This is a genomic window from Endozoicomonas sp. SESOKO1, from assembly GCF_024606265.1.
Lineage (GTDB): Bacteria > Pseudomonadota > Gammaproteobacteria > Pseudomonadales > Endozoicomonadaceae > Endozoicomonas.
The window spans coordinates 23,936-45,078 of record NZ_JAHHPP010000389.1 but is presented as its reverse complement, the minus strand read 5'-3'; the positions used below and the strand labels follow the sequence as shown (position 1 = coordinate 45,078).

Annotated in this window: 24 protein-coding genes; 6 read left to right on the top strand and 18 right to left on the bottom strand. The window is 49.1% G+C overall.

What is annotated here, in order from left to right; all coding sequences use genetic code 11:
* Positions 1–12: 12 nt before the first annotated feature.
* The 5 genes from KDK13_RS17780 to cdd all read right to left on the bottom strand — a co-directional run bounded on the left by KDK13_RS17780 (position 13) and on the right by cdd (position 4,173).
* A complete protein-coding gene (locus tag KDK13_RS17780; protein WP_306671178.1) occupies positions 13–720 on the bottom strand; it encodes an endonuclease in 708 nt (235 codons plus the stop codon).
* Between the two features lie 390 nt (positions 721–1,110).
* Positions 1,111–1,317, bottom strand: a complete 207-nt coding sequence (locus KDK13_RS17775) for a hypothetical protein (protein ID WP_257286335.1) — start codon at positions 1,315–1,317, stop codon at positions 1,111–1,113.
* A 140-nt stretch (positions 1,318–1,457) separates the two neighbouring features.
* Complete coding sequence (locus tag KDK13_RS17770; protein ID WP_257286334.1) at positions 1,458–2,774, bottom strand: FAD-dependent monooxygenase; 1,317 nt, start codon at positions 2,772–2,774, stop codon at positions 1,458–1,460.
* Between the two features lie 181 nt (positions 2,775–2,955).
* Positions 2,956–3,219, bottom strand: coding sequence for a hypothetical protein (locus KDK13_RS17765; RefSeq protein WP_257286333.1), 264 nt, complete (start codon positions 3,217–3,219; stop codon positions 2,956–2,958).
* A gap of 45 nt (positions 3,220–3,264) precedes the next feature.
* Positions 3,265–4,173, bottom strand: a complete 909-nt coding sequence (gene cdd / locus KDK13_RS17760; protein ID WP_257286332.1) for a cytidine deaminase — start codon at positions 4,171–4,173, stop codon at positions 3,265–3,267.
* A 190-nt stretch (positions 4,174–4,363) separates the two neighbouring features.
* On the opposite strand from cdd, the gene murI reads away from it, so the two are divergent.
* Positions 4,364–5,224 (top strand): glutamate racemase, encoded by an 861-nt coding sequence (gene murI / locus KDK13_RS17755; protein WP_257286331.1) that lies wholly within the window; start codon positions 4,364–4,366, stop codon positions 5,222–5,224.
* Here the strand turns inward: murI and uvrD are convergent.
* Complete coding sequence (uvrD, locus tag KDK13_RS17750) at positions 5,200–7,371, bottom strand: DNA helicase II (protein WP_257286330.1); 2,172 nt, start codon at positions 7,369–7,371, stop codon at positions 5,200–5,202. The two genes, murI and uvrD, sit on opposite strands and share 25 nt — an antisense overlap.
* Positions 7,372–7,596: 225 nt before the next feature.
* On the opposite strand from uvrD, the gene KDK13_RS17745 reads away from it, so the two are divergent.
* Positions 7,597–7,773: a hypothetical protein gene (locus KDK13_RS17745; protein ID WP_257286329.1), complete on the top strand. Its 177-nt coding sequence runs from the start codon at positions 7,597–7,599 to the stop codon at positions 7,771–7,773.
* A 71-nt stretch (positions 7,774–7,844) separates the two neighbouring features.
* Here KDK13_RS17745 and KDK13_RS17740 read toward each other — a convergent pair whose 3' ends face one another.
* Positions 7,845–8,495 (bottom strand): hypothetical protein, encoded by a 651-nt coding sequence (locus KDK13_RS17740; RefSeq protein WP_257286328.1) that lies wholly within the window; start codon positions 8,493–8,495, stop codon positions 7,845–7,847.
* A 205-nt stretch (positions 8,496–8,700) separates the two neighbouring features.
* On the opposite strand from KDK13_RS17740, the gene znuA reads away from it, so the two are divergent.
* Positions 8,701–9,642: a zinc ABC transporter substrate-binding protein ZnuA gene (znuA, locus tag KDK13_RS17735; RefSeq protein ID WP_257286327.1), complete on the top strand. Its 942-nt coding sequence runs from the start codon at positions 8,701–8,703 to the stop codon at positions 9,640–9,642.
* Here the strand turns inward: znuA and KDK13_RS17730 are convergent.
* Complete coding sequence (locus KDK13_RS17730) at positions 9,635–9,919, bottom strand: Lar family restriction alleviation protein (protein WP_257286326.1); 285 nt, start codon at positions 9,917–9,919, stop codon at positions 9,635–9,637. The genes znuA and KDK13_RS17730 overlap by 8 nt on opposite strands.
* A 150-nt stretch (positions 9,920–10,069) precedes the next feature.
* The gene (purU, locus tag KDK13_RS17725) at positions 10,070–10,924 is read right to left on the bottom strand and encodes a formyltetrahydrofolate deformylase (RefSeq protein WP_257286325.1); all 855 of its coding nucleotides are present in this window, start codon (positions 10,922–10,924) and stop codon (positions 10,070–10,072) included.
* A 29-nt stretch (positions 10,925–10,953) separates the two neighbouring features.
* Between purU and KDK13_RS19255 the strand changes: the two genes are divergently transcribed.
* A complete protein-coding gene (locus KDK13_RS19255) occupies positions 10,954–11,109 on the top strand; it encodes a peptide deformylase (RefSeq protein ID WP_373692254.1) in 156 nt (51 codons plus the stop codon).
* A 138-nt stretch (positions 11,110–11,247) separates the two neighbouring features.
* Here KDK13_RS19255 and KDK13_RS17720 read toward each other — a convergent pair whose 3' ends face one another.
* From KDK13_RS17720 to KDK13_RS17690, 7 genes are all read right to left on the bottom strand, one after another.
* Entirely contained in the window at positions 11,248–11,592 is a 345-nt protein-coding gene (locus KDK13_RS17720) for a hypothetical protein (protein ID WP_257286324.1), read from the bottom strand.
* A gap of 37 nt (positions 11,593–11,629) precedes the next feature.
* The gene (locus tag KDK13_RS17715) at positions 11,630–12,238 is read right to left on the bottom strand and encodes a hypothetical protein (protein WP_257286323.1); all 609 of its coding nucleotides are present in this window, start codon (positions 12,236–12,238) and stop codon (positions 11,630–11,632) included.
* A complete protein-coding gene (locus tag KDK13_RS17710) occupies positions 12,195–12,827 on the bottom strand; it encodes an NUDIX domain-containing protein (RefSeq protein ID WP_257286322.1) in 633 nt (210 codons plus the stop codon). Before KDK13_RS17710 ends, KDK13_RS17715 begins: the two co-directional genes overlap by 44 nt.
* Positions 12,824–13,396, bottom strand: coding sequence for a hypothetical protein (locus tag KDK13_RS17705; protein ID WP_257286321.1), 573 nt, complete (start codon positions 13,394–13,396; stop codon positions 12,824–12,826). Before KDK13_RS17705 ends, KDK13_RS17710 begins: the two co-directional genes overlap by 4 nt.
* Positions 13,397–13,797: 401 nt before the next feature.
* Positions 13,798–14,673, bottom strand: a complete 876-nt coding sequence (locus KDK13_RS17700) for an endonuclease/exonuclease/phosphatase family protein (RefSeq protein WP_257286320.1) — start codon at positions 14,671–14,673, stop codon at positions 13,798–13,800.
* A 155-nt stretch (positions 14,674–14,828) separates the two neighbouring features.
* Entirely contained in the window at positions 14,829–15,620 is a 792-nt protein-coding gene (locus tag KDK13_RS17695; protein ID WP_257286319.1) for a thiol:disulfide interchange protein DsbA/DsbL, read from the bottom strand.
* Between the two features lie 195 nt (positions 15,621–15,815).
* Positions 15,816–16,421 (bottom strand): cytochrome c, encoded by a 606-nt coding sequence (locus KDK13_RS17690; protein ID WP_257286318.1) that lies wholly within the window; start codon positions 16,419–16,421, stop codon positions 15,816–15,818.
* A gap of 496 nt (positions 16,422–16,917) precedes the next feature.
* On the opposite strand from KDK13_RS17690, the gene yihA reads away from it, so the two are divergent.
* Positions 16,918–17,565 carry a ribosome biogenesis GTP-binding protein YihA/YsxC gene (gene yihA / locus KDK13_RS17685; protein ID WP_257286317.1) on the top strand — a complete coding sequence of 216 codons (648 nt, stop codon included), beginning with the start codon at positions 16,918–16,920 and terminating at the stop codon, positions 17,563–17,565.
* An 84-nt stretch (positions 17,566–17,649) separates the two neighbouring features.
* Here the strand turns inward: yihA and KDK13_RS17680 are convergent, their stop codons facing one another.
* A complete protein-coding gene (locus KDK13_RS17680) occupies positions 17,650–18,669 on the bottom strand; it encodes a hypothetical protein (protein WP_257286316.1) in 1,020 nt (339 codons plus the stop codon).
* A 400-nt stretch (positions 18,670–19,069) separates the two neighbouring features.
* Positions 19,070–19,717: a DNA repair protein RadC gene (gene radC, locus KDK13_RS17675; RefSeq protein ID WP_257286315.1), complete on the bottom strand. Its 648-nt coding sequence runs from the start codon at positions 19,715–19,717 to the stop codon at positions 19,070–19,072.
* A 154-nt stretch (positions 19,718–19,871) separates the two neighbouring features.
* Here radC and coaBC point away from each other — a divergent pair, with 154 nt between their 5' ends.
* Entirely contained in the window at positions 19,872–21,122 is a 1,251-nt protein-coding gene (gene coaBC, locus KDK13_RS17670) for a bifunctional phosphopantothenoylcysteine decarboxylase/phosphopantothenate--cysteine ligase CoaBC (RefSeq protein WP_257286314.1), read from the top strand.
* Positions 21,123–21,143 lie beyond the last annotated feature (21 nt).

Genomic DNA, 21,143 nt, shown 5'->3' with positions numbered 1-21,143 from the left:
CATATTTATTGGTTAACCCTCTGATCGGCGGCCAATATAGGGATTTCCCCAGCCCTGGATATCACTGATTTGCTGGTTGCGTTCTGATTCCCATGGGGTTACCGGGTACATTCTGTGCCATGCTTCAAAGAGCTTTTTTTCTTTATCACTGAGTTTGAACTTATATTTGTCGGACATGTAGAGATAGATTCGGGCAATACTGCCGCGCTTGCTTTCGGGAGGCTGGGCAACACGGGCTTTGAAATCAACATGAAAGTCACAGCGGCCATAATAGCTCGGTGGATTGCTTAACATGCCAAAACGATAGTTGGAGCGGTCCCCATTCACTTCGCCAACCGCAGGAACCAGGTTGTGCAGATCGGCTTCCATTGCCCGGAACTCCGGGCTGTTGCGGCTGCAGTTCTTCCTGCCGCCCTGCTGCCAGCATTGCAGTTGATGGCCAAATGCCCAGGCGGGAACGACATGCTCCCATTCTATCCGGTTTGCCCGGGTTTCCTGTTTGCGAATTGAATAACCGCAGGCCTGAAGGTCCGGAACCAGTTTTTTTCCCTCTTTTTTGATCGGGCAGCCACAGTAAAAACTAATAAGATTTTTGTCGTATATTTTTGCAGCCTCACGCTTGGCGCTGGAGAAGCTCGCAGGTGGTGTGGCATAAAGAGAAGATGAGAAAAGGGCGATGGACAGACCAGCCATCCAGTTACGTAAAGGAAAGATAAACATGACAGTTTGCCAGGAGGTGCCAGAAAAAGTAGTGAAATAGAGCTATGCAGGTTCGCAGAACTATGGCTGAAAGTGAGCCGGGAGTGAATTGATAAGCAGCAAAAACATTTACATTGTCAGTTGTTAAATTATATCAAACTGTTTTAGTCGTATATTTTTTCTTTCAAGCGGAAAACAGGCCTGCTGGCAATATTTTATCCCATTGTCGTCTTTATAAATAATCCTGATTTACTGTCTTTAGGGTCTGTATTTCAGACAACTCAGTAAAGCCCTGCTTTTGAGCAGTTTCTTTTCGTGTGTGATGGTTGTCTATTAGCGACGCTGGCAATCGGCAAAAGCCCGGCAATAATTGGCAGGGCTATTTACTGACCGGGATGTGTGAATGAGTCATCAGTGCAGAGAGTCAGAGATCATGGCACTGAAGACACCGTAAACCATGACCACAAGAGCAATGCCCGCACCTGACGTGAATGAGGACCACAGGGAAACCTGTTCAATCGTATAATACCAGGCAGCTCCAGCCATCAACCAGACCCACCAGAATCCCAAAGAGGCTATGGCCGTGAGTCTGAAACCGGTTGAGATCATTGTTCTCATTGTGTGCTTCCCCAAGCGTGTTTGTCATTGATGGTGCTTTTGTCATCGATAGAGCAGAAACCATCTTATGCTTCCAGTACACAGAGGGGCATCAGGGTTTTACGCAGTGCAATCCGTGTATATCTCTTTTCAGATATTTTTCAGTCGCCTGCAGCGATTTTGAATTTATATTTTTTGCCAGTGGCCAGTCTGGGCTGTTTACCAGACAGCCCCATGGCATATTTCATTACCTGGTTAACCGCTGGTGACAGCTTGCCAGCGACAGTCAGGCCGAGATTTCGCAGAAACTGCAGTGGTTTACTCTGATTACTGAAGGTGTGGTAAAACGCATCCATAGTGTTCATCATCAAGGCATTTTCGCTTCGCCTTGCTTTTTCATACCGGGCAAGAACCTCGGTGCTTCCCGGGGTTTCACCCGCCCTTAAGGCATCAACCAGAATTTCAATCAGCCAGGCGGCGTCCTGCAAACCCAGGTTTACACCCTGCCCTGCCAGAGGGTTTATCGTGTGGGCTGCATCGCCGGCCAGAACGACCCCCTGGCGGAAATACTCTGTAACGTGTCGCCTGGCAATGGGGAATGCTCCGCGCTGGTGGAGCTGAATAATTTCAGGCAGCTCAGAAGGGAATGTGGTTTCCAGTGCTTCAATGAAAGCCTCACTGGAGAGTGCCAGTAGTTGCCGAATTCTCTCCGGGTGGTGGTACCAGACAATCGATCCGTAACTTTTACCGTTAATATCCGGTAGTGGCAAAAAGGCCTCCGGGCCTGTCGGGGTAAAGGCCTGCCAGGTAATATCCTGACAACCGCCGGCAATTTCAACCGTTGCCACCAGGCATTGCTGCTCATAGTCCCGTTGCTCCATGGCCAGCCCGGCAGACTGGCGAACCCGTGAGTCAGCGCCGTCTGCCCCCACTAAAAGATCACCGGAAAAACGGCGGCCGTCGGATAACTCAATCATGGGGGATGCCGAAGGCGTGTGAATTTTCTGGATGTTGACAGGGCAGAAAAAAGAGACGGAGGGGCAGGATTTGATCGCTTCCAGAAGACCTGACTGAGTCACCCGGTTTTCAACGATAAAACCCAGTTGTGAATGACTAATCTGTCTGGCGTCGAACAAAACGCGATTGGCTCTTGAGTCTATCGTTTTGCCAAAGGGGGAATGCAGTTTTTCCCAGACCGCCATACGACGATACGGCGTCATACGCATGGACTGCATATGTGGCCATGCTCCCAGTTGGCGAAGAATCGCTTCAGATGCCGTGCTAAGGGCAGATACTCGCAATTCGGGCAGGGCATCGGCTGGTAATGGGGATGGCTCAGCGTGGTCGAATACGGCAACCCTTATTCCCTGTTGGCCGAGGCCACAGGCAATAGTTGCTCCCACCATACCACCACCGACAACCAGTACATCGTAGTGTTGCTGGTCGTCACTGTGCCCAAAAGCGTCTGCTGTTTTCATAAGTAAGCTTTATAATAAGTGCAACAGTGCACATCGTCGATCCGATATATCCTGATCGGGATCTTTCCATCGGGAATGGAATTAGTCAAATGAATCGATAAATAGCCTTGGGGGATGCTGTTGAAGCTGTTGGAATTGGAGGTATATTGAGTGGCGGTTAAAGGCAATCGGATGATTGCCTTCAGTCATCGGTTTGATCGTCAGTAAACTCCCTGGTATTTCGCTCAGCAATTTTTTTCTTTCTACGTTTATTTTTTTTGCGGGCTTTACGCATTTCCAGCGATTTGTCCTCGCCCTTTCTTGAGCCTGAGCGGTCAATGTAAGACTTGTGGCCAGCAGAGGAAGTGTTGGCACTGCCTTCATTTTCACCTGGGCTGTCATTATTGCCCTGACCATAGTCAAGATGGGGAGAGGATGATGAATTAATTCGGTAACCTGGACTCACAATCTGGCCTCCTTGCGCAATCTTGTTTCATGAGTTCCCTTAAGTTTATACAACGAAATAGCGTAACTCTGCCCCCATATGACTAATGATTGAGGCCGTCATGGCCTGATGAGAGACAGAGGCCTGTTTTTCAACCATAACAGCGTCAATAATCTTGCCTGGAGCCTCGGCAAGGCTGGACAGGCGGAGATTAGCCAGCGCCGCTTCCACGGCCGTCATTCCCGGATTGAAGGCTACGTTTTCGGCATATCTACCAGAAATAATATCGCCATTTTCTATAAGAAGAGCTACGCCTGAGTGACAGCCGGAATAAGGTGCATAACTCCTGCAGGCAGCTTCAGTTGCCGCATTGACCAGCTTGTCTGCAGGATCCGGGCTTTCGAGGGAGAGCAGCGATGCTCCCATCAGTCGGGTGCCCTGTTTCAGGTCTCCGGGGCCAAAGGCGTCTGGCAGCAGGTTTGAGAGGCTATATTGCCGCTGTTGATCACTATCGAGCTGACTGACCGTAATATCCATCTGGTCGATCTCATTGAGTTCGTTCATAAACTGTCGGCAGTGACCACAGGGGGCTTCATTGACCATCAGGCGGCGCAGCCGGGTTTCTCCCTGGTGCCATGCATTGCTGATAGCGGCCTGTTCGGCGTGAATGGCCATTTTCAGCGGCTGCCCTGCTATTTCCAGGTTTGCGCCCAGATAGACAGGGCCTTGTCCTTCCGGGCGAAAGCCTTCAACAATGGCGCCTACGGAAAAACTGGAAATCGGGCAGGTGCTCATGGATGCAGCCAGTGGCAGCAGCGCTTTCAGAAGCTGTTCCGATGACAACTCCATTAAGCCCTTAAGTTCATTCACCTGTTCTGGCTCAAGGCGGCCCCGCTGATGAATCAACTGGTGCAGGATATCCGCAGCATTAACCGGGAACTGCGCCAGTTGATCCTGAAAAGCCCTGTGATTCATAGCGTTACTCCAGTGACAGGATTCAAAGCGGTTTACAGGCTCTTTATGTACTATGGAAACAGGGAAATTTCCATCGCTCTTTTTTCAATCCCGTGGATCTGCTGTATCTTCATCAATGGGGAATAACGCTTATTGCGTCTTTAATGGAGATTGAAAACACTATGTCGCCAGTTTTTGTGGAAGCTTCTTTGTGAAATCAGCCGTGAATAAAAGGGAAAACCCCATCGTTATTTTTGATTCCGGTGTTGGCGGTCTCAGTATCTATCAGGAAATCAGGCAGGCGTTACCTTATGCTCCGGTGGTTTACTGTTCTGATATCCAGGGATTCCCCTACGGTCCAAAGCCTGAGCAGGAAGTGATTGAGCGTACCAGCCTCTGCCTTAATGCCTTAGCTGAACAGTTTGATCCCTCTCTTGCCGTTATTGCCTGCAATACCGCCAGTACCATCTCGCTGCCCAGGGTCCGTGAAGAGCTGGATTTTCCCGTTGTTGGTGTGGTGCCAGCCATCAAGACGGCCAGCGAGTACTCGAAAAAACGGTGCATCGGTCTTCTGGCGACACCCGGCACCATTGCCCGCAGCTATACAGATCAGCTGATTAATGATTTTGCCGGGGACTGTCAGGTGATTCGAGTCGGTTCCAGCGAATTGGTGCAGATGGCTGAGCAGTACCTTCGGGGTGAGCCGGTCTCAGAGCACGATCTGCACCGGATTCTTGCCCCTTTTTTCACCGGAGAACCGGTGCCGGATGTGGTGGTACTTGGCTGTACCCACTTCCCTTTACTGAGAACGGCGTTGCAACAGGTATCGGCAGACATTCACTGGATCGACTCAGGTTCTGCCATTGCCCGCAGGGTGGTGAGCTTGTTGGAACCGGTCGGGCTCAGTGCAGAAACAATATCGAATAACCTGTTTATGCACACCGGGCTGGATGATCAGGTCAGTGCCCTGATTCCAGCTCTGGAGAAAATGGGGTTTGTTGCCGTGAGAAGTTTGCCGGTTGGCTCAAACGTTGTGATGACACCGCCTCAGATGGGGGAAAGGTTGGCATAGGCCATCATCAACCATTTAGCGCCTTCAGAATCAAAATTGACCTGCACCCGGGCCTGGTTGCCATCACCTTCGTAATTGATCACCACACCCTCACCAAACACGTTGTGATGGACGCGCTGGCCCAGTGACAGGCCATGATCGGGTGAAGCCGGTGCCATGCGGGTCACTGGCCGGGTAATGGTGCCACCAAGGCGCACTTCCTGAAGCAGTTCACCGGGAATCTCCCGAATAAAGCGGGAGGGACGGTTCATGGTTTCACTGCCATACAGGCGTCGGCTTTCGGCATAGGTCAGATACAGGATTTTCATGGCACGGGTTATGCCGACATAACAAAGCCGACGCTCTTCCTCCAGGTTGCCTTCCTCCAGGGACATTTTATGGGGGAATAACCCCTCTTCCATACCGGCCAGAAAGACCAGTGGGAACTCCAGACCCTTGGCAGAGTGCAGCGTCATCATCTGCACACTGTCCTGGAACTGATCGGCCTGACTGGTGCCCGCTTCCAGTGCGGCGTGAGCCAGGAAGGCATCCAGTGGCGTCATGGCTTCGGTGCTTTCCTGCTCTTCATCAGGGAATAGCTCATCCATATCAAACTGACGACAGGCATTCACCAGTTCCTCCAGGTTTTCCACCCGGGCCTGACCTTTCTCACCTTTCTCTTTGCTGTGGTGGTCAATCAGCCCGCTCATGGTGACCACATGATCGGACAGTTCACCCAGGTCCATTGTTTCAGCCCCATGACCCATGGACTCGATCAGTTCCACAAAAGCGGCCATGGATTTACCCGCCTTGCCGCCAACTGCCGATGATGCCACCAGGTTTTTCAGGGCCTGCCAGAGTGAAATCCCCTGACTCCGGGCAGCCTCCCTGAGCTTTTCTACGGTTTTCTCACCAATGCCCCGGGTGGGAATATTGATTACCCGCTCCAGGGAGGTGTCATCATTTGGCGAACTGACAAGGCGGAGATAGGCCAGGGCGTTTTTGATTTCTGCCCGTTCAAAGAAGCGCTGGCCACCGTAGATCCGATAAGGGATGGCCGCCCTGAGCATGGCTTCTTCAAGAATACGGGACTGCGCATTGGATCGATAAAGGACGGCAATATCGCTGCGGGCCATGCCGTTGTTGATCCCTTCTTTAATTCGGTCGGTAATAAACCGGGCTTCGTCCATTTCGTTAAACCCGGCATACAGATGCACTGGCTCACCTTGTTCGCCATCGGTACGAAGCTCTTTTCCCAAACGGTCCGGGTTATTGGCAATAACGGCATTGGCGGCCTGAAGAATATTGCCGGTAGAACGGTAATTCTGTTCCAGTTTGATGGTCTGGGCATTGGGGAAATCGTGTGTGAACTGACGTATATTCTCAATCCGGGCACCGCGCCAACCGTAAATGGACTGGTCATCATCACCCACCACCATCAGTTTGTCCTGGTCTCCCGCCAGCAATCGCAGCCAGGCATACTGTACGGCGTTGGTATCCTGAAACTCATCCACCAGAATATATCGGAAACGTTCGCGGTAATGCTGGAGAATATCGGCTCGCTTCAGTAGCAGCTCATGGGTCCGCAGCAGTAGCTCACCGAAGTCGACGACTCCCGCTTGTTCGCAATACTCATGGTAACGTCGATAAACATCAACCATGGTTCGTTCGAATGGGTCATAACCGGGGTCGATGTAATCGGGACGAAGTCCTTCATCTTTTTTGCTGTTGATATACCACTGGGCCTGACGTGGAGGCCACTTTTGTTCATCCAGTTGCATGGCTTTCATGATCCGCTTGAGCACACGCAGCTGATCATCACTGTCCAGAATCTGAAAGTTTTCGGGTAGTCCTGTTTCTTTCCAGTGTGCCCTGAGCAGACGATGGGAAAGGCCGTGAAAAGTACCCACCCACATGCCTCTGGGGGCGATGCCCAGCAGCTCCTCAATACGTGAGCGCATCTCTGCCGCTGCCTTGTTGGTGAAGGTGACGGCCATCACTGAATAGGGTGACATGGCTTCAGCCTGAACCAGCCAGGCTATCCGGTGAACAAGAACGCGGGTTTTGCCACTGCCGGCACCGGCCAGTACCAGCATAGAACTGACGGGCGCTGCGACAGCACTGCGCTGTGCATCATTCAGTGAATCAAGTATTGAGGTTACGTCCATAAAAATCTTTCAGTCAGAATTTGATGCCCCTTGTGATGGGGAGAGTATTTACCAGAACAGTGAGAGTTTAACGAAACTGCGGCATGAGTGCCTGTGTTATGGGTTATTTGTAAGATTTATCTTACATTTTTATACGACATGTGTTGTTGTCATATGACCAGTAATTTAGTATTTTGGTAACCGTAATCAGGCATCATTCAATAACAAATACAAGAGGATGCGGTTATGGCAAAAGGAAAGAAAGCCGAAAAAGAGTTCATCCTGGATGAGCACCTGATCCGTCCTGAACTTGAGCAGAAAGGTTCCAGGCGTTCCCTGCAAATCCGCAGGGCACTTGAGGATCGGGAAGAAGATAAGCGACTCAGTGCCATTTTTGGTGAAGATTACTGGGAAGGCATCTAACCACTTCAAATAACTACGAGCCTTTGCTTACTCCCGGGTAGAGGTTTGTTTCCCCTTTGTTAATGCATCTATTATTTTCCCCGGCCAGCGAGATTCCAAAAAGGACTCTCAAAAAGATATAAAGCCAGGGTTCCGGGAAGGGCATGCTTGGCATCAAGTTTGATGAAACCTTTACTCTCGTCTTCTTCAATAACGAATAGTTGATAGAGCAGAATAGCCATTTCTGAACAGATCACATTTTTGGGCGTGAGTTGTGATCTGTTTTGGTACTTCTCCAATCGCCTTCTGGCTGCGTCTCCAAAAGCACACGAGCCAAGCCCTGCGATAGCTGAACGATATCCTTTCCAGTGAGCACTGGAGAATCCAACTCGTTGCTGTGTTGTTCCTTCAAAATCCTGAACACCCGAGTGGCGATGCCCACGAGACCAAAGGTGAGCGATATCGCAGGCCCCTAAAGCAGTGAGAGGGTCTCCCTTGAAACGAAAAAACACGGCTTGCCTGTGTTTGTTCAGATTACTTGTGTACACTCCCAGCACCTTGTTCGAGTGAACCAGCAAATTGTTACTGCGACCAACAATCACAGTGTGCTCAAATACGAAGCTGTCATCACCAGAGACCGTTACATAGAATCCGATATCACCACTTCTGGTAGCCAGAGTGGGGCCATTACAAAACGGAATCAGGCTCGAATACTTACATGGAAGTTTTGTCCAGTATGGCATGAATATTCCCCGATAATATTGAGATAACCCAAGGGATAATCCAGAGAGGCTGATTGTATGACAACAGAACCCTTTAAGTTTGAAGCTTGCTCATGCCATTAGCCTTTGGGGCAAAATTAATCGCCTTCAGTGTAGACCATTCATCCTGATACCTATTTAGATTTAAGTGTTATATTATAACGCTTTCCAAAAGAGCATTTTTCGTATGCAGTTTGTCCCCATTAAACAGTTGCTGATAACAGTGATGCTAATGACTGCCAGCTTTTGTGCGAGTGCAGAATCACCAAAAGTTCTGGCCAGCATCAAGCCATTGCAGCTGATTGCCCAGGCGGTGACGGAAGGGGTGACTCATACTGAGGTATTGCTGCCTCCGGGAAGCTCACCCCATAGCCATAGCCTTAAGCCTTCTGATGCCCGTAAGTTGCGCAGTGCTGATGTTATTTTCTGGGTAGGTCCTGCAATGGAGACTTTCCTGCCAAAAATGCTGGCTTCGACAAAGGGGGTAAAAGCCGTATCCATGATGGACATTCATGGGATCCGCCTGCTCAGCAGTGAAGAGGATGAGCATCATATCCATGAGCACGGGGAGCATCATGATCATGGTGACTATGACCCTCATATCTGGTTGAGTACCGATAACGCCAGGGTTATTGCCAGAGAGATGGCCCGTGTGCTGGTTTCTGTGGACAAGGTTAACCAGTCCCGTTATCAGAGCAATCTTGATCGTTTCCTGAAAAGCATGGACCAGACGGATTCGCGAAACGGTCAAAAAGTAGAGCAGTCAGGGAAGCAGCCATTTTTCGTTTTTCATAACGCCTATGGCTATTTACAAGAGCAGTATGGGTTGGAAGTGGCCGGCTATTTCACACTGAACCCCGAGCAGCAGCCCGGGGCTCGGCACCTGGTGGGCCTGAAAGGGCAGTTGGGCAAAGCGGGTGTCACATGCATTTTTCGGGAGCCACAGTTCCAGCCTGCTTACATAAAGCGGCTGACAGAAGGACTTTCAGTCAAAGTTGGTGTGCTTGACCCATTAGCAGAAAATATTCAATCAGGGCCTGAAAGCTATGCGCAGTTTATCAATCAGCTTGTGGATAACATCACCAGCTGTATTCAGGGTGCTGTGAAGAAAAATGATAAGCTCAGCTGATCAGGCTGATACCCATCAGGTTCCCAAGCAACAGGCTGATAATGACCGACACTGGCAGCAGCGCTGCCAGCAATGTTATCCACATTTTCAGACTGGCGTACTCCTGACGAAGATTCCAGCGTGTTGCTGTATATCTTTTATCCTCATCCATCTCTGTGGATAAACCACAACCCGTGCAGCTGACCTGCCACATTTTAACGCTTTGACTGCCTTTGCCGATGAGGAGGTCGGCAAATATGGCTTGACCCCGACAACAGGGGCAGGGCTTTAATGTCATGACTCTTCCCTGAGCGATATCGATAGTATGGATTGGTTATACCCTGCGTATTCATAGCTTATTCACAGACTTTAACAGTTTATCCACAGAGTGATGGCCATCGTGTACTCTTTTCCATAAGAACTTTTTACAAGAGCTGTCTTACAAGAACTATCCTAAAATAATGGTCTTCCTGCCATCAACAATAACCCGGTCTTCGATGTGATATCTTAATCCACGGGCCAGTACACTTTTCTCAACATCCTTTCCTAAACGAACCATATCTTCTGGCAGATGGTGATGCCCAACCCTGATCACATCCTGTTCGATGATCGGGCCAGCATCGAGGATTTCTGTCACATAGTGGCAAGTGGCACCTACCAGCTTAACGCCTCGCTCATAAGCCTGATGGTAAGGTTTGGCACCCACAAAGGAAGGCAGAAAGCTGTGGTGGATATTAATGACACGGTTGGCATACTGCTCACACAGTTGTGGAGGCAGAATTTGCATATAACGTGCAAGTACAACCGTATCAACACTGTACTGTTCCAGAACTGATGTCATTTTCTCAAAGGCAGGTGCCTTATCATCTTTATCCACAGGTATATGGTGATAGGGAATACCATGCCACTCCACATAGCTTCGCAAAGCTTCATGATTGGAGATGACACAGGGAATTTCCATTTTCAGGTCGCCACTGCGCCAGCGATAGAGGAGGTCAGACAGGCAGTGAGCCTCTTTACTGGCCAGCAGGGCCAGCCGCTGGGGCGTCCCCGAGTCATTAATGCGCCAGTCCAGGCTCAGTTTTTCAGCGACAGGTGTGAAGTGCTCCTTAAATTCATCCACAGAAAAAGGCAGACTTTCTGCTTTAATTTCATTGCGCATGTAAAAGCGCCCGGTCACTGGATCAGAGTGATGATTGGCTTCAACGATCCAGCCACCGTGTCTGGCGATAAAGTCACTGACGGTTGCTACGATGCCTGTGGCATCCGGGCAGGAAATAAGTAAACGATAAGTTCTGGTCATGATGCTTAAACAGTGTAAATTGAGAAGCAATTATAAGTATCAGGCGCTATGAAATCATAGCTTGCTTTATGCTGCATGAAATTGATCATCTGGATGGGAGATTGTTTCCAGAAAGGATTGATGAAACAAAGCTGATGGTTCCCAGTGTATCCATGGAAACACAGAACACAGAGCCGCTGGCCTGAGAACTGGCCAACAGTCAACGCCCGAATGACAGCTCCGGGAATGGTTTCGGCTGAAAAATAGTCTGCGAACATCCGAGCCAGGCATTGAGCATAAACCGGAAAGCCAATGCTTCTGGCTCTGATTACGACAGATCCTTATTAAAAGATGCCGTCATCACCGTCTTCCAGAAGCCGCGTAGTATCTGTATTACTCCTGAGGCTTTCACGATATCTGCGGCGATTGAGCAGCTTTGCCTGAACGACATCAGGAAACTCAGTGAACTGAATGATCTGCTTATCAATTAACAGATCAATCACATCCTCAAGTACACGAATAAAGTCGGCATCGGAGGACTCCATGATACCTGTGCTGATTTGTGGATTATTTTGCAGAAAGAGCTTCAGGCTTTCGTCATCCATCGCCGCCTGTTCCCACTCATTTGACAGGGGTTTATCGGAAACGGCACACACCTGATGGTTATCATCCCTAAGTACGTAGAGCATATCCTTTTCTCTCGAGTTTAATGAATCATTATATCCGTTACTTTGGCTTTTGAACCGGCATTGCAGCAACAAGATCAGTAATTAGCTTTCGGTTGACGTCATAAGCGGCTTCATCCGGGCGCCCTTCACCAAAACCATTGATACTCCATATTACCTCACCAGAGTCGATGTGGAAGACTTTCAGCTGCAATGCCGTTGAAAAGCGGTTCTGTTCATCATATTGCCACTCAAGCACCTCACCCATTATCGACATGGTAATTTTTCTATGTTTTGCCCAGAGTTGAGCCTGCTCCAGCTCATAAATATCGGAAAGATAGCTGGGTGTCAGCGTGGTTTTTGGCTTTTGAAAAGCCGTGGTATTGGTTACTCCTGCTGCAGCCAGCTGAACTTTCAGAATGCGTTTGAGTTGAACGACTTCTTCTTCGGGAACTTCGATATGGTTGATAAAAGGCAGCATTGCCAGATGAGTATTGCCGGGGATGCCGTCGTGATACTGCCTGGCGATTTTACTGGCAAAAATCTGGCATCCTGTCAGTGTCACGCAAAGCACGCTCAGGAGGAAGATGAAGGCATACCGTTGCCGGAACCGGTTTGGGAAGGCTTTATTTTTCATACTGGCATAATTTTTCATGTTGGCATAACTCATGGTGATGCAGCTTGAGCCACTGCAGTGCAATGACCGCCGGAGCGTTGGCAATCCTTCCATCTTTCACCATATCATAAGCTTCCAGGAAGGAAAGAACATGAACCCTGATGTCCTCACCTTCATCCGCAACGCCAAAAATACCGCCAGCATCCGTGGCGTCTACCAGGCCACAGAAAAGCTTGAGTTTTTCGTTACTTGCACCGGGGCTGAGATAGACATCAGACAGCGGTATTAATGAGGTAATCTGATAACCGGTTTCTTCCTCCACTTCACGACGGGCAACTTCTTCCAGCGTTTCACCGGGCTCGCTGATGCCGGCAACCACTTCCAGCAACCAGGGGTCTTCGTTACTTAAAAAAGGCCCCATGCGGAATTGCTCCACCATAACCACCTGGTCATGAACCGGGTCAAATAAAATGACACCAACAGAGGGAGGCCTAACGGTGGCTTCACGGATCAGGGGATGACTGACTCCCCCCTTAAAGAGTCCATGAGTGATCGTGTATTTAAAGAGTTTCAGAAAGCCGGAATAAACGTTTGCCTGTTCATGAACCTGTACATCACTGGCATCAAGACCTGAAAGCTTCATGGGTTCCCTGTCTGGTATAAGTTGTTATTGATAATAAAAGCCTGAACAGAAGGTAGCAGCATATTCAGCCCCTGCTGAAGGTCATCGGCTATTTTTGCGGATTCAAGAATGCTGCGGACATCGCTGCTTCGGATGGCAATCCGTTCCGTAGCGGTAAAGATAGGCCACTTTTCCTCAATTTCTGTCGATTTATAAAATCGGCTCCAGGTTTCAGGCCTGGCATTATCCGGCCCCCTGATAAATGAAAGCATGGCTTTATCCTGGTATTTACTGGTTAAGGCTTCCATCAGGTCGAAAGTGTATACGGGTCTGCCGGGGTTCAGTTCCAGCAGTTCTGCTTCCAGATCACAAACCTCCAGAGGGCAGCCAGCATTGGCTTCATCAATGAAGCACTGCAGCATTTGCAGACGAAGGCCGAATGGCAGAGGATTCTTGTCGAAAGCATGAAATGCGCTGGGAGCAAGCAGGATGCAGTCATGGCAGGTCGCTGCCTGTTGTAAGACATCCAGATGTCCAAGTGTGGGGGGATCAAATGCTGAGCCGAAAACACCCAGCTTGATATGGCTCATCTTTGAGTCTCCGTTGATAACTTATACAATTAATGGTCTGCAGATAAGGTCAATAAAAACAGCCAGACAACAGCGTTGCCACATTATATCGATTTTATAAGGTCTGCCGAAGGTAATCGGGAAGTTGGTTAATTCCGCAGCAGGCAAGGATTCATTACGTATCCGGCACGGGTTTTTTACTGATAGGCAAATAATGTGTGTCAGGTAATATTGGTCACCAGGAATGACGTCCTGTCACTGAAACAGTGATGGTTTTTTCAAGGCCCGATATCTCCCTTCTTACTTCCCCCTTGATATCGGGCCTTTTTTATTTTTTCCTGCCTTGTTTTAACCCCTCGTATATAGTCTGACAGCAGAGCCTGACAAGACTCTTCAGTCAGTGTCTGTTTCGTTTAGCAAAATCATGCCTTGATCAATACAGAATCAGGAATCTGGATTTCCACAGATACCGGCAAATGGTCCGTGATAGGGGTATTGATAACGCCAAAACGATGAACAATCAGGGAAGGGCTTATCAGAATATGATCCAGAGAACGTTTTGGCTGCCAGCTGGGAAAGGTATTTTGCCCCCAGTGTGCGGCGTGAAGTGATGTCTCTTTCAGCGGTGAGTCATTGAGTAATTGATCCGCATGGGTGTTCATATCACCCATCAGCACCACATGCTGATTGTGCTGTACAACATCCCGGATATAGGAAAGCTGGATATTTCTTGCCCTCTTGCTCAGTGCCAGATGCATCATCACCACCGTAAGTGGCTCTGCGGGGTTGCCAAAGCGGGCGACAATCGCACCCCGGCCGGGAATCAGTCCGGGCAGCTTATGGTCTTCCAGCGATACGGGTTCAAACCGGCTGAGCAAGCCATTACTGTGTTGTGCCAGCTTGCCAAGGTTTCGGTTGATCTGGTGATACCAGTAAGGGAAGTGTCCTTTGAGGGCCAGATATTCTGTCTGGTTGATAAAGTTACTTCGAATACTTCCACCGTCCGCTTCCTGCAAGGCAACCACATCGAAGTCAGGAAGGACACCGGCAATCCGGTCCAGGGTGGCCAGGCGGTTGGCGTGGGGAAGAATATGTTGCCAGCTGCGGGTCAGGTAGTGCCGGTATTGCTGGGTATTAATGCCCACCTGAATATTAAAACTGAGCAGTTTGAGGGTATTCTTGTTCAGCTGACAGGGGGTTCCTCCCGGTGCCGAGTGATGAATATGCCCGGAACGGTACTGACAGCGCTGCCGGTGCAAGCGTCGTCGAATGGCACCTGTAAGCGTTCGAATGGACATAGTATTTTACCGTCAGAAATGGATACGGGAAGGATTGACAGATATTACAGGCCTTTTGTTCAATTTCCTGCAAAGAATTATCGATGATTTACCAAATAAAGCGGTTGAAAGTCCGGACGTTCGACCTTTTACCGCTTCTGCAATTGAGCCTGACTCTATCCTTTTCGATCCTGTTTAACTTTCCGGATCAGGTAATCGGCAATAACCGGCATATTACCCAGTGATCCTGCCAGTCCGGGTTCAACCACATATCGCCCATCGATAACAATGGCGGGTACGCCAGACAGCTCATAACCTTTCAGTTTCGAGAAAGCTTTTTGCAGCTGATGGTTCACACCGAACGCCTTGAACGCTTTATTAAACGTCGCTGGCTCAATACCATACTCACGATTCAGGAACTCGGCCATCTGTTCACTGTCCCTGAGCTGGTTTCGGCGGTTCTGTATTTCACTGAAAATGCCAGCATGAACCTTTTCTTCCAGCCCCATATTGCGGACAGTATAGTAAAGCCTGGCATGAGTCTGCCAAAGGTTTGGGCCGAAGAAACCCGGGGTTCGAATGAACTCAACATCTGAAGACAAGGTTTGTTGCCACTGTTCGATCTTCGGTTCAAGTGCGTAACAGTGGGGGCATCCATACCAGAAAATGGAGACCACCTCGACCTTCTCCGGTTTGGCATCTGTTTTTACTGGGCTGGATAATACCCGATAGTGCTGACCAGGCTGAAATAATTGGGGGGGGCCGGATTGAGTAACCACTGGAGATGATGTTGATACGGTATCGCTGCTTGCTGAGCCTCCGGTGGAGCGGGGCTGATCAACGGACGTATTGCGGGTAACTGTCGCTTCCTTATCCGGTTGGGCGCCATTGAACAGATAGCTCGCTGCGACCAGGGCCAATCCCAGGAATACAGCAATACCCAATATACCCTTCTTGTTTTTTGTCATTCGGGAGTCCTCTGTTTTTCATTGTTATTCAGGGGTATGGCGTTTTATTTACGACACATTACGTCAGCATCTGACGAAAAGGAAGTCTGATCAAGCAGGCTGGTCAGCCTGTTTTTGATAGATAAATACGACAGAAGCCTGTTTAAACCAGACTTCTCGGACAGGCTCCTAGGAGTCATCAGGGATGAGAAACGGTCAACGAAGACCGCTGATGTAGTGGGAAACGGCTTCGATTTCTTTATTGCTCATCTTCTCAGCAATCGTTCTCATGATTTTGGTGTCACCGTCATTGGTTCGGTGACCTTCACGAAGGTCATGAAGCTGTTTAGCGGTGTACTCTGCTTTCTGGCCCGCAAGCTGGGGGAACCCTGCAAGAAAGTTACCCTTGCCTGTGGGAGAGTGGCAGCTGGAACAGGCTGGAATGCCTTTTTTGGCGTCTCCACCACGATAGAGCGCTTCACCCACTGAGACGTACTTTGCATCTGTTGCTCCCTGTGGCGCTGGCTGGCTGGCATAGAAAGCGGCCAGGTCAGCAATGTCCTGTTGGGTCAGGGCACTGACAAAGGGCATCATCTCTGGAACAGCGCGCTCACCGTCCTTGATTTCAGTGATCTGTTTGATCAGGTAACGCTCACCCTGACCCGCAAGGTTTGGCCAGTTCGGAGCAAGGCTGATCCCTCTAGCGCCATGGCAGGCAGCGCAGGTTGTCGCTTTGCTCTTGCCTGCGGCGGCATCCCCTTTGGCAAAGGCTACGCCCGTTACCCCCAAAGAAATTATCAGAGTGAGAATGACTTTTTTCATTACCTGACCCAGTTACGGCGTTTGCCTCAAATGGCTGTTATTATTCGTCAGACCTGACAGCTTTTATTGTTTAGCGAAACAGCCCTGTGCGGAGATTCGCGTCTGCTTTCCGGCTGCTTCAGCCTCAGGTGACATGACGGCATGTGCCTAGAACGACGATAGTATAAACTACTCAACCGGCGACCGGTACAGGCAGATTCTGTATTGGTCCGCTGGAAGTGATACCTGGGAGCCTGTTGGACTTGACATAACCCTGATGCGGAAAAGACGGATTTGACCATTTTTTATGCTGTGTTTCGTTGGATAGAATCACTATTCATCTCAAATCAGCATAAAGATTACTCCAAATCCAGGCTTTCCTCATTACCGCGACCAAGTCTGACAGGCTCCCATCATCCTTCTTTCTGACCTCTTTTACGTGATTTATTGAGTCCAGTGCTTATTTATTACCGGCTCATTGGAAATCAGCAAAGATTACTGGAATAGATGAAACCCCATGAGTGATACCAGATCTTCATTAAATTACCGCCAGGCCTCTTTTTACAAGAGTGCGGCCAAGCTGAGCCAGTGTCCGGAGAATGAAGGTCGTGAAGTGGCCTTTGCGGGCCGCTCTAATGCCGGCAAGTCCAGCGCGCTGAATGCGCTTACCGGTTCCAACAAGCTGGCGCGTACCAGTAAGACGCCCGGCAGAACCCAGCTCATCAACTTCTTTGAAGTGCAGGAAGGTGTCTTTCTGGTGGACCTTCCGGGCTATGGTTATGCCAAAGTGCCTGAAGCCATGAAGAAAGAGTGGCAGCATCATATGACCGATTATCTGGAGCGTCGTGAGGCGCTGGTTGGCCTGGTGCTGTTGATGGATATTCGTCATCCGATGAAAGAGTTTGATCAGATGATGCTTAACTGGAGTGTGAGTGCAAACCTACCTCTTCATATTCTGCTTACCAAGGCAGACAAGCTGAAACAGGGGGCTGCCAAACAGGTTTTGAATGCACTCAGAAAGGATCTGTCCCGGTTCCCACTGGTGAGCGTTCAGTTATTCTCTTCGCTGAAGAAAACCGGTGTTGATCAGCTCTCTATGAAACTGGATGAGTGGTTTCTTGCGCCTGAGCCTTGTTTTGACAATGAGTTTGAAGAAAACGAGTAAGAATTGCTGAGGGCAACGGCTTATCAATCCATCACCTCGCCGATTGGGGCGGGGTGATGGATTAGTTTACTGAATGGGTTGTGGTTATAGCTTAACCATTTCATTTCTGGTGTTTCTTACCAGGGCCGTAGAAAAATTATCTGAGTCCGCGAAGCCAACAAGCCAGTTTTTACCGGTAAGGGCTGCATCACAGTGGATTGCCCCTTGCATTGAATAGACCGCTTTGCCAAGAGGGATTTTAAAGCCGGTCAAATTATAGGCCTCAGACCCATCTTCAGTTTGAATCTTTTTACCTAATATGTAGTACCCGCCTGCATCTTCAGTGAGTGGCTGGTGCCAATGTGGTCTGTCGGTATGCCATTCCAGATAAAAACCTTTGCCCTTTTCGGTCATCAGATAGCCATTGACGTAATTGCTACCAAGCTGCATTTTCCAGATGGGGTATTCTTTATTTGGGAAACTAACAGCCTGACCATCATCAATCAGTAATGCGCCGTAGTAAAGCAGACTTTTGCTATCAGCTTCAATGATTGGTATGCCAACCTGTTTAGTATCTCCATCAACTTTAAAGCAAACATTACCCCCAAGTAAATTTTCCTGGCCACCATCATCATAGGCCTCTTTTTGCCATTCAGCCTTTAGTTGAATATGTTTTGGTGCTTGATTGTGTTGATTCATCAACACTTGATTTTCAAGAGCTATTACACCATCAGTCTCTTGAGTTTCGATAAGCCCTGACTTTGAACTTGAGATATAAGACTTATCCGACTTTACTATTTTATGTAAGCCAAAAGCCGTCATGTTTGAGCTTTCCATATCTCCTTCCCGGTGAATAAGCATTCCCCTGACCCATGCCAGCGGTTTGTTATTTTTTTGTGCGACAGATTCAGGGTCGTTATCAGAAGGTATCATCGGTGTTACGTCATAAGGTAACTGACGTATGACCATCTTACTGATTGGTTTTTGCCCGAACTGGAAACCCGGTTCTTTACATTGAAAGAAAGTACTTTCGGGTGAATGAGGATTTGTTTTTGTTTCTGATGTGATTGCTGTATACGAATTGGTTACCGGGATTGTTTGATAAAAATTTGTACAACCATCCATAGTTATCTCTCCTTTAGGATAACCTGTAATTTTTTGAAAATTTTTTTACTGATTCTGATTAGAATCAAACTCAATGAATTGTCATGGTTGGGAGATGTTTTATTAATGACTAGAAAGCAAGTATTACTGACATTTAAATCAGAATGATTAACACTAATTGGTAAGTAAGGGCTGTTAGTGATAGAGATTTTTAATCTTTGTGGCTTACCGAATCCTGGTTGGAAACGTTACAGAGACACCTACAGTCAAATAAAACCGAAAAATATTTATCAATGCTATTGCAGACTGATTTTTTTTATTTGCTGATTTAACTGTCAGATGAAATTCAAATTGTTGTGTCTTAATTAGAGTGTTTGGAATTAACGGTCAGCTGAATTTTTCCCAGAATGTTAACCTGTCATTAAACCAATCCACGTTCCGCCATGGACAGTATCTCTCCCTGCCCCACAATCATATGATCCAGAACCTGGATATCCACCAGTTGCAGTGCCTCTTTCAACCGTTGGGTAATGCGAATGTCAGCCTGGCTTGGCTCAGGATCACCCGATGGGTGGTTATGACACAGAATCAGTGATGCAGCATTCAACGCCAGCGCCTGCTTCACCACCTCCCTGGGATGAACGGTGGCCGCGTTCAGGGTGCCCTGAAAGAGTGTTTCCAGCGTAATAACACGGTGCCGGGTATCCAGAAAAAGACAGCCAAACTGCTCCCGCTGAAGCCCCTGGAAGTGAAGCTGCAGATATTCCCGGGTGGACTCCGGGCTGGTAATAACATCTGAAGACGCTACCTTCGCGCGAAGTACCCTTCGACAAAGCTCCAGGATGGCGCTGAGCTGAGTGGCTTTGGCAGGCCCAAGGCCTTTAACAGACATAAGATGCTGCTGGCGGGTGGTCAGCAGTTTTTCCAGGCCGCCAAACTGTTCCAGCAGGTGGCTGGCCAGTTCCATCACGTTCATACCCTGGCAGCCCGTTCTTAACAGCAGCGCCAACAGCTCCGCCTCAGTGAGTGCTGAAGGGCCCATGGCCAGTATCTTTTCTCTTGGCAGCAAATGATGACTCCGGGCTTTTATGGTGGTTATACCGTCAGCTATTCACTGCTATGATGGAGCGGATTTATGGTGAGTAGCCCATTGTGTTTTATACGGTTCCTGACTACTCAGACAAAAAATTGCCGGTTTAATTCCCTGAGGAAATTTGCAACCTATGCAACAGCTAAGCAACAAACGCATTGTTCTTGGTGTTACCGGTGGCATTGCTGCCTATAAAAGTGCAGAGCTGATTCGTCTGCTGACCAAACTGGGAGCGGATGTCCGTGTGGTCATGACCAGTGCCGCCTGTGAGTTTATTACCCCGTTAACCCTGCAGGCACTGTCTCACAACCCGGTTCATCTGGATTTGCTCGATACCAGGGCGGAAGCGGCCATGGGACATATCGAACTGGCCCGCTGGGCGGATGTGGTTCTGGTTGCCCCTGCCACTGCAGACTTTATTGCACGGCTGGCCGGTGGCCATGCCGATGATCTGTTAACCACCCTGTGCCTGGCCACCAGCGCCACTATTTGCCTGGCGCCTGCCATGAATCAGGGGATGTGGCGTGACAGTGTGACTCAGCGCAATTGCGAAGAGTTGCTGGAGCGGAATATCCATTTGTTTGGCCCGGGTGATGGCAGTCAGGCCTGTGGCGATATCGGTCCGGGCAGGATGCTGGATCCTGAGCTGATTGTGGAAAAAACATCGGGGCTGTTCAGCCATGATATTCTCACCGGGGTGAATATCATGATCACTGCTGGTGGCACCCGCGAGGATATTGATCCGGTTCGGTATATTTCCAACCACAGTTCCGGAAAAATGGGCTTTGCCATTGCCGAAGCGGCGGTAGCATCAGGGGCAAGGGTAACCCTGGTCAGTGGCCCCGTTAATCTGGATACACCGGATCGGGTCAGGCGGATTGATGTGGTCAGCGCCAGGGATATGCACCAGGCGGTTCATGATCAAATGGAAGGGATTGATATCTTTATCGGTTGTGCTGCTGTCAGTGACTATCGTCCTGCAGAGGTTGCCAGGGAAAAGATCAAAAAAGACCCTGAAAATGGCAGTGAAATCCTTGAGATTAAACTGGTGCGCAATCCTGACATTATTGCTTCGGTCACCGCTCTGGACACACCACCCTTTGTCGTTGGCTTTGCCGCAGAGACTCACAATGTATTGGGTTACGCTGCGGATAAGATGCGGCGGAAGAAGATGAACCTGGTGGTGGCCAATGATGTGGGTGACCGGGAGATTGGCTTCAGCAGCGACAGCAATGAAGTCACCGTTATCGGTGAATCGCTGGAAGAGCCATTACCAAGAGCATCGAAAAAAGTAGTGTCCCGCAAGCTGCTGCAAATTGTTGCCCGCCGTTTCAGGAAGTGGAAAAACCTGCAGTCTGCAACAGAGACTAATGAACAGCCTTGAAAGACATTTCACGGTAAATAC

Bases quoted from the DNA above. Each gene is read 5' to 3' on its own strand.
- KDK13_RS17780 (WP_306671178.1), bottom strand. From the start codon at position 720: ATGTTTATCTTTCCTTTACGTAACTGGATGGCTGGTCTGTCCATCGCC.
- KDK13_RS17775 (WP_257286335.1), bottom strand. From the start codon at position 1,317: ATGAGAACAATGATCTCAACCGGTTTCAGACTCACGGCCATAGCCTCT.
- KDK13_RS17770 (WP_257286334.1), bottom strand. From the start codon at position 2,774: ATGAAAACAGCAGACGCTTTTGGGCACAGTGACGACCAGCAACACTAC.
- cdd (WP_257286332.1), bottom strand. From the start codon at position 4,173: ATGAATCACAGGGCTTTTCAGGATCAACTGGCGCAGTTCCCGGTTAAT.
- uvrD (WP_257286330.1), bottom strand. From the start codon at position 7,371: ATGGACGTAACCTCAATACTTGATTCACTGAATGATGCACAGCGCAGT.
- KDK13_RS17745 (WP_257286329.1), top strand. From the start codon at position 7,597: ATGGCAAAAGGAAAGAAAGCCGAAAAAGAGTTCATCCTGGATGAGCAC.
- KDK13_RS17740 (WP_257286328.1), bottom strand. From the start codon at position 8,495: ATGCCATACTGGACAAAACTTCCATGTAAGTATTCGAGCCTGATTCCG.
- znuA (WP_257286327.1), top strand. From the start codon at position 8,701: ATGCAGTTTGTCCCCATTAAACAGTTGCTGATAACAGTGATGCTAATG.
- KDK13_RS17730 (WP_257286326.1), bottom strand. From the start codon at position 9,919: ATGACATTAAAGCCCTGCCCCTGTTGTCGGGGTCAAGCCATATTTGCC.
- purU (WP_257286325.1), bottom strand. From the start codon at position 10,924: ATGACCAGAACTTATCGTTTACTTATTTCCTGCCCGGATGCCACAGGC.
- KDK13_RS17720 (WP_257286324.1), bottom strand. From the start codon at position 11,592: ATGCTCTACGTACTTAGGGATGATAACCATCAGGTGTGTGCCGTTTCC.
- KDK13_RS17715 (WP_257286323.1), bottom strand. From the start codon at position 12,238: ATGAGTTATGCCAACATGAAAAATTATGCCAGTATGAAAAATAAAGCC.
- KDK13_RS17710 (WP_257286322.1), bottom strand. From the start codon at position 12,827: ATGAAGCTTTCAGGTCTTGATGCCAGTGATGTACAGGTTCATGAACAG.
- KDK13_RS17705 (WP_257286321.1), bottom strand. From the start codon at position 13,396: ATGAGCCATATCAAGCTGGGTGTTTTCGGCTCAGCATTTGATCCCCCC.
- KDK13_RS17700 (WP_257286320.1), bottom strand. From the start codon at position 14,673: ATGTCCATTCGAACGCTTACAGGTGCCATTCGACGACGCTTGCACCGG.
- KDK13_RS17695 (WP_257286319.1), bottom strand. From the start codon at position 15,620: ATGACAAAAAACAAGAAGGGTATATTGGGTATTGCTGTATTCCTGGGA.
- KDK13_RS17690 (WP_257286318.1), bottom strand. From the start codon at position 16,421: ATGAAAAAAGTCATTCTCACTCTGATAATTTCTTTGGGGGTAACGGGC.
- yihA (WP_257286317.1), top strand. From the start codon at position 16,918: ATGAGTGATACCAGATCTTCATTAAATTACCGCCAGGCCTCTTTTTAC.
- KDK13_RS17680 (WP_257286316.1), bottom strand. From the start codon at position 18,669: ATGGATGGTTGTACAAATTTTTATCAAACAATCCCGGTAACCAATTCG.
- coaBC (WP_257286314.1), top strand. From the start codon at position 19,872: ATGCAACAGCTAAGCAACAAACGCATTGTTCTTGGTGTTACCGGTGGC.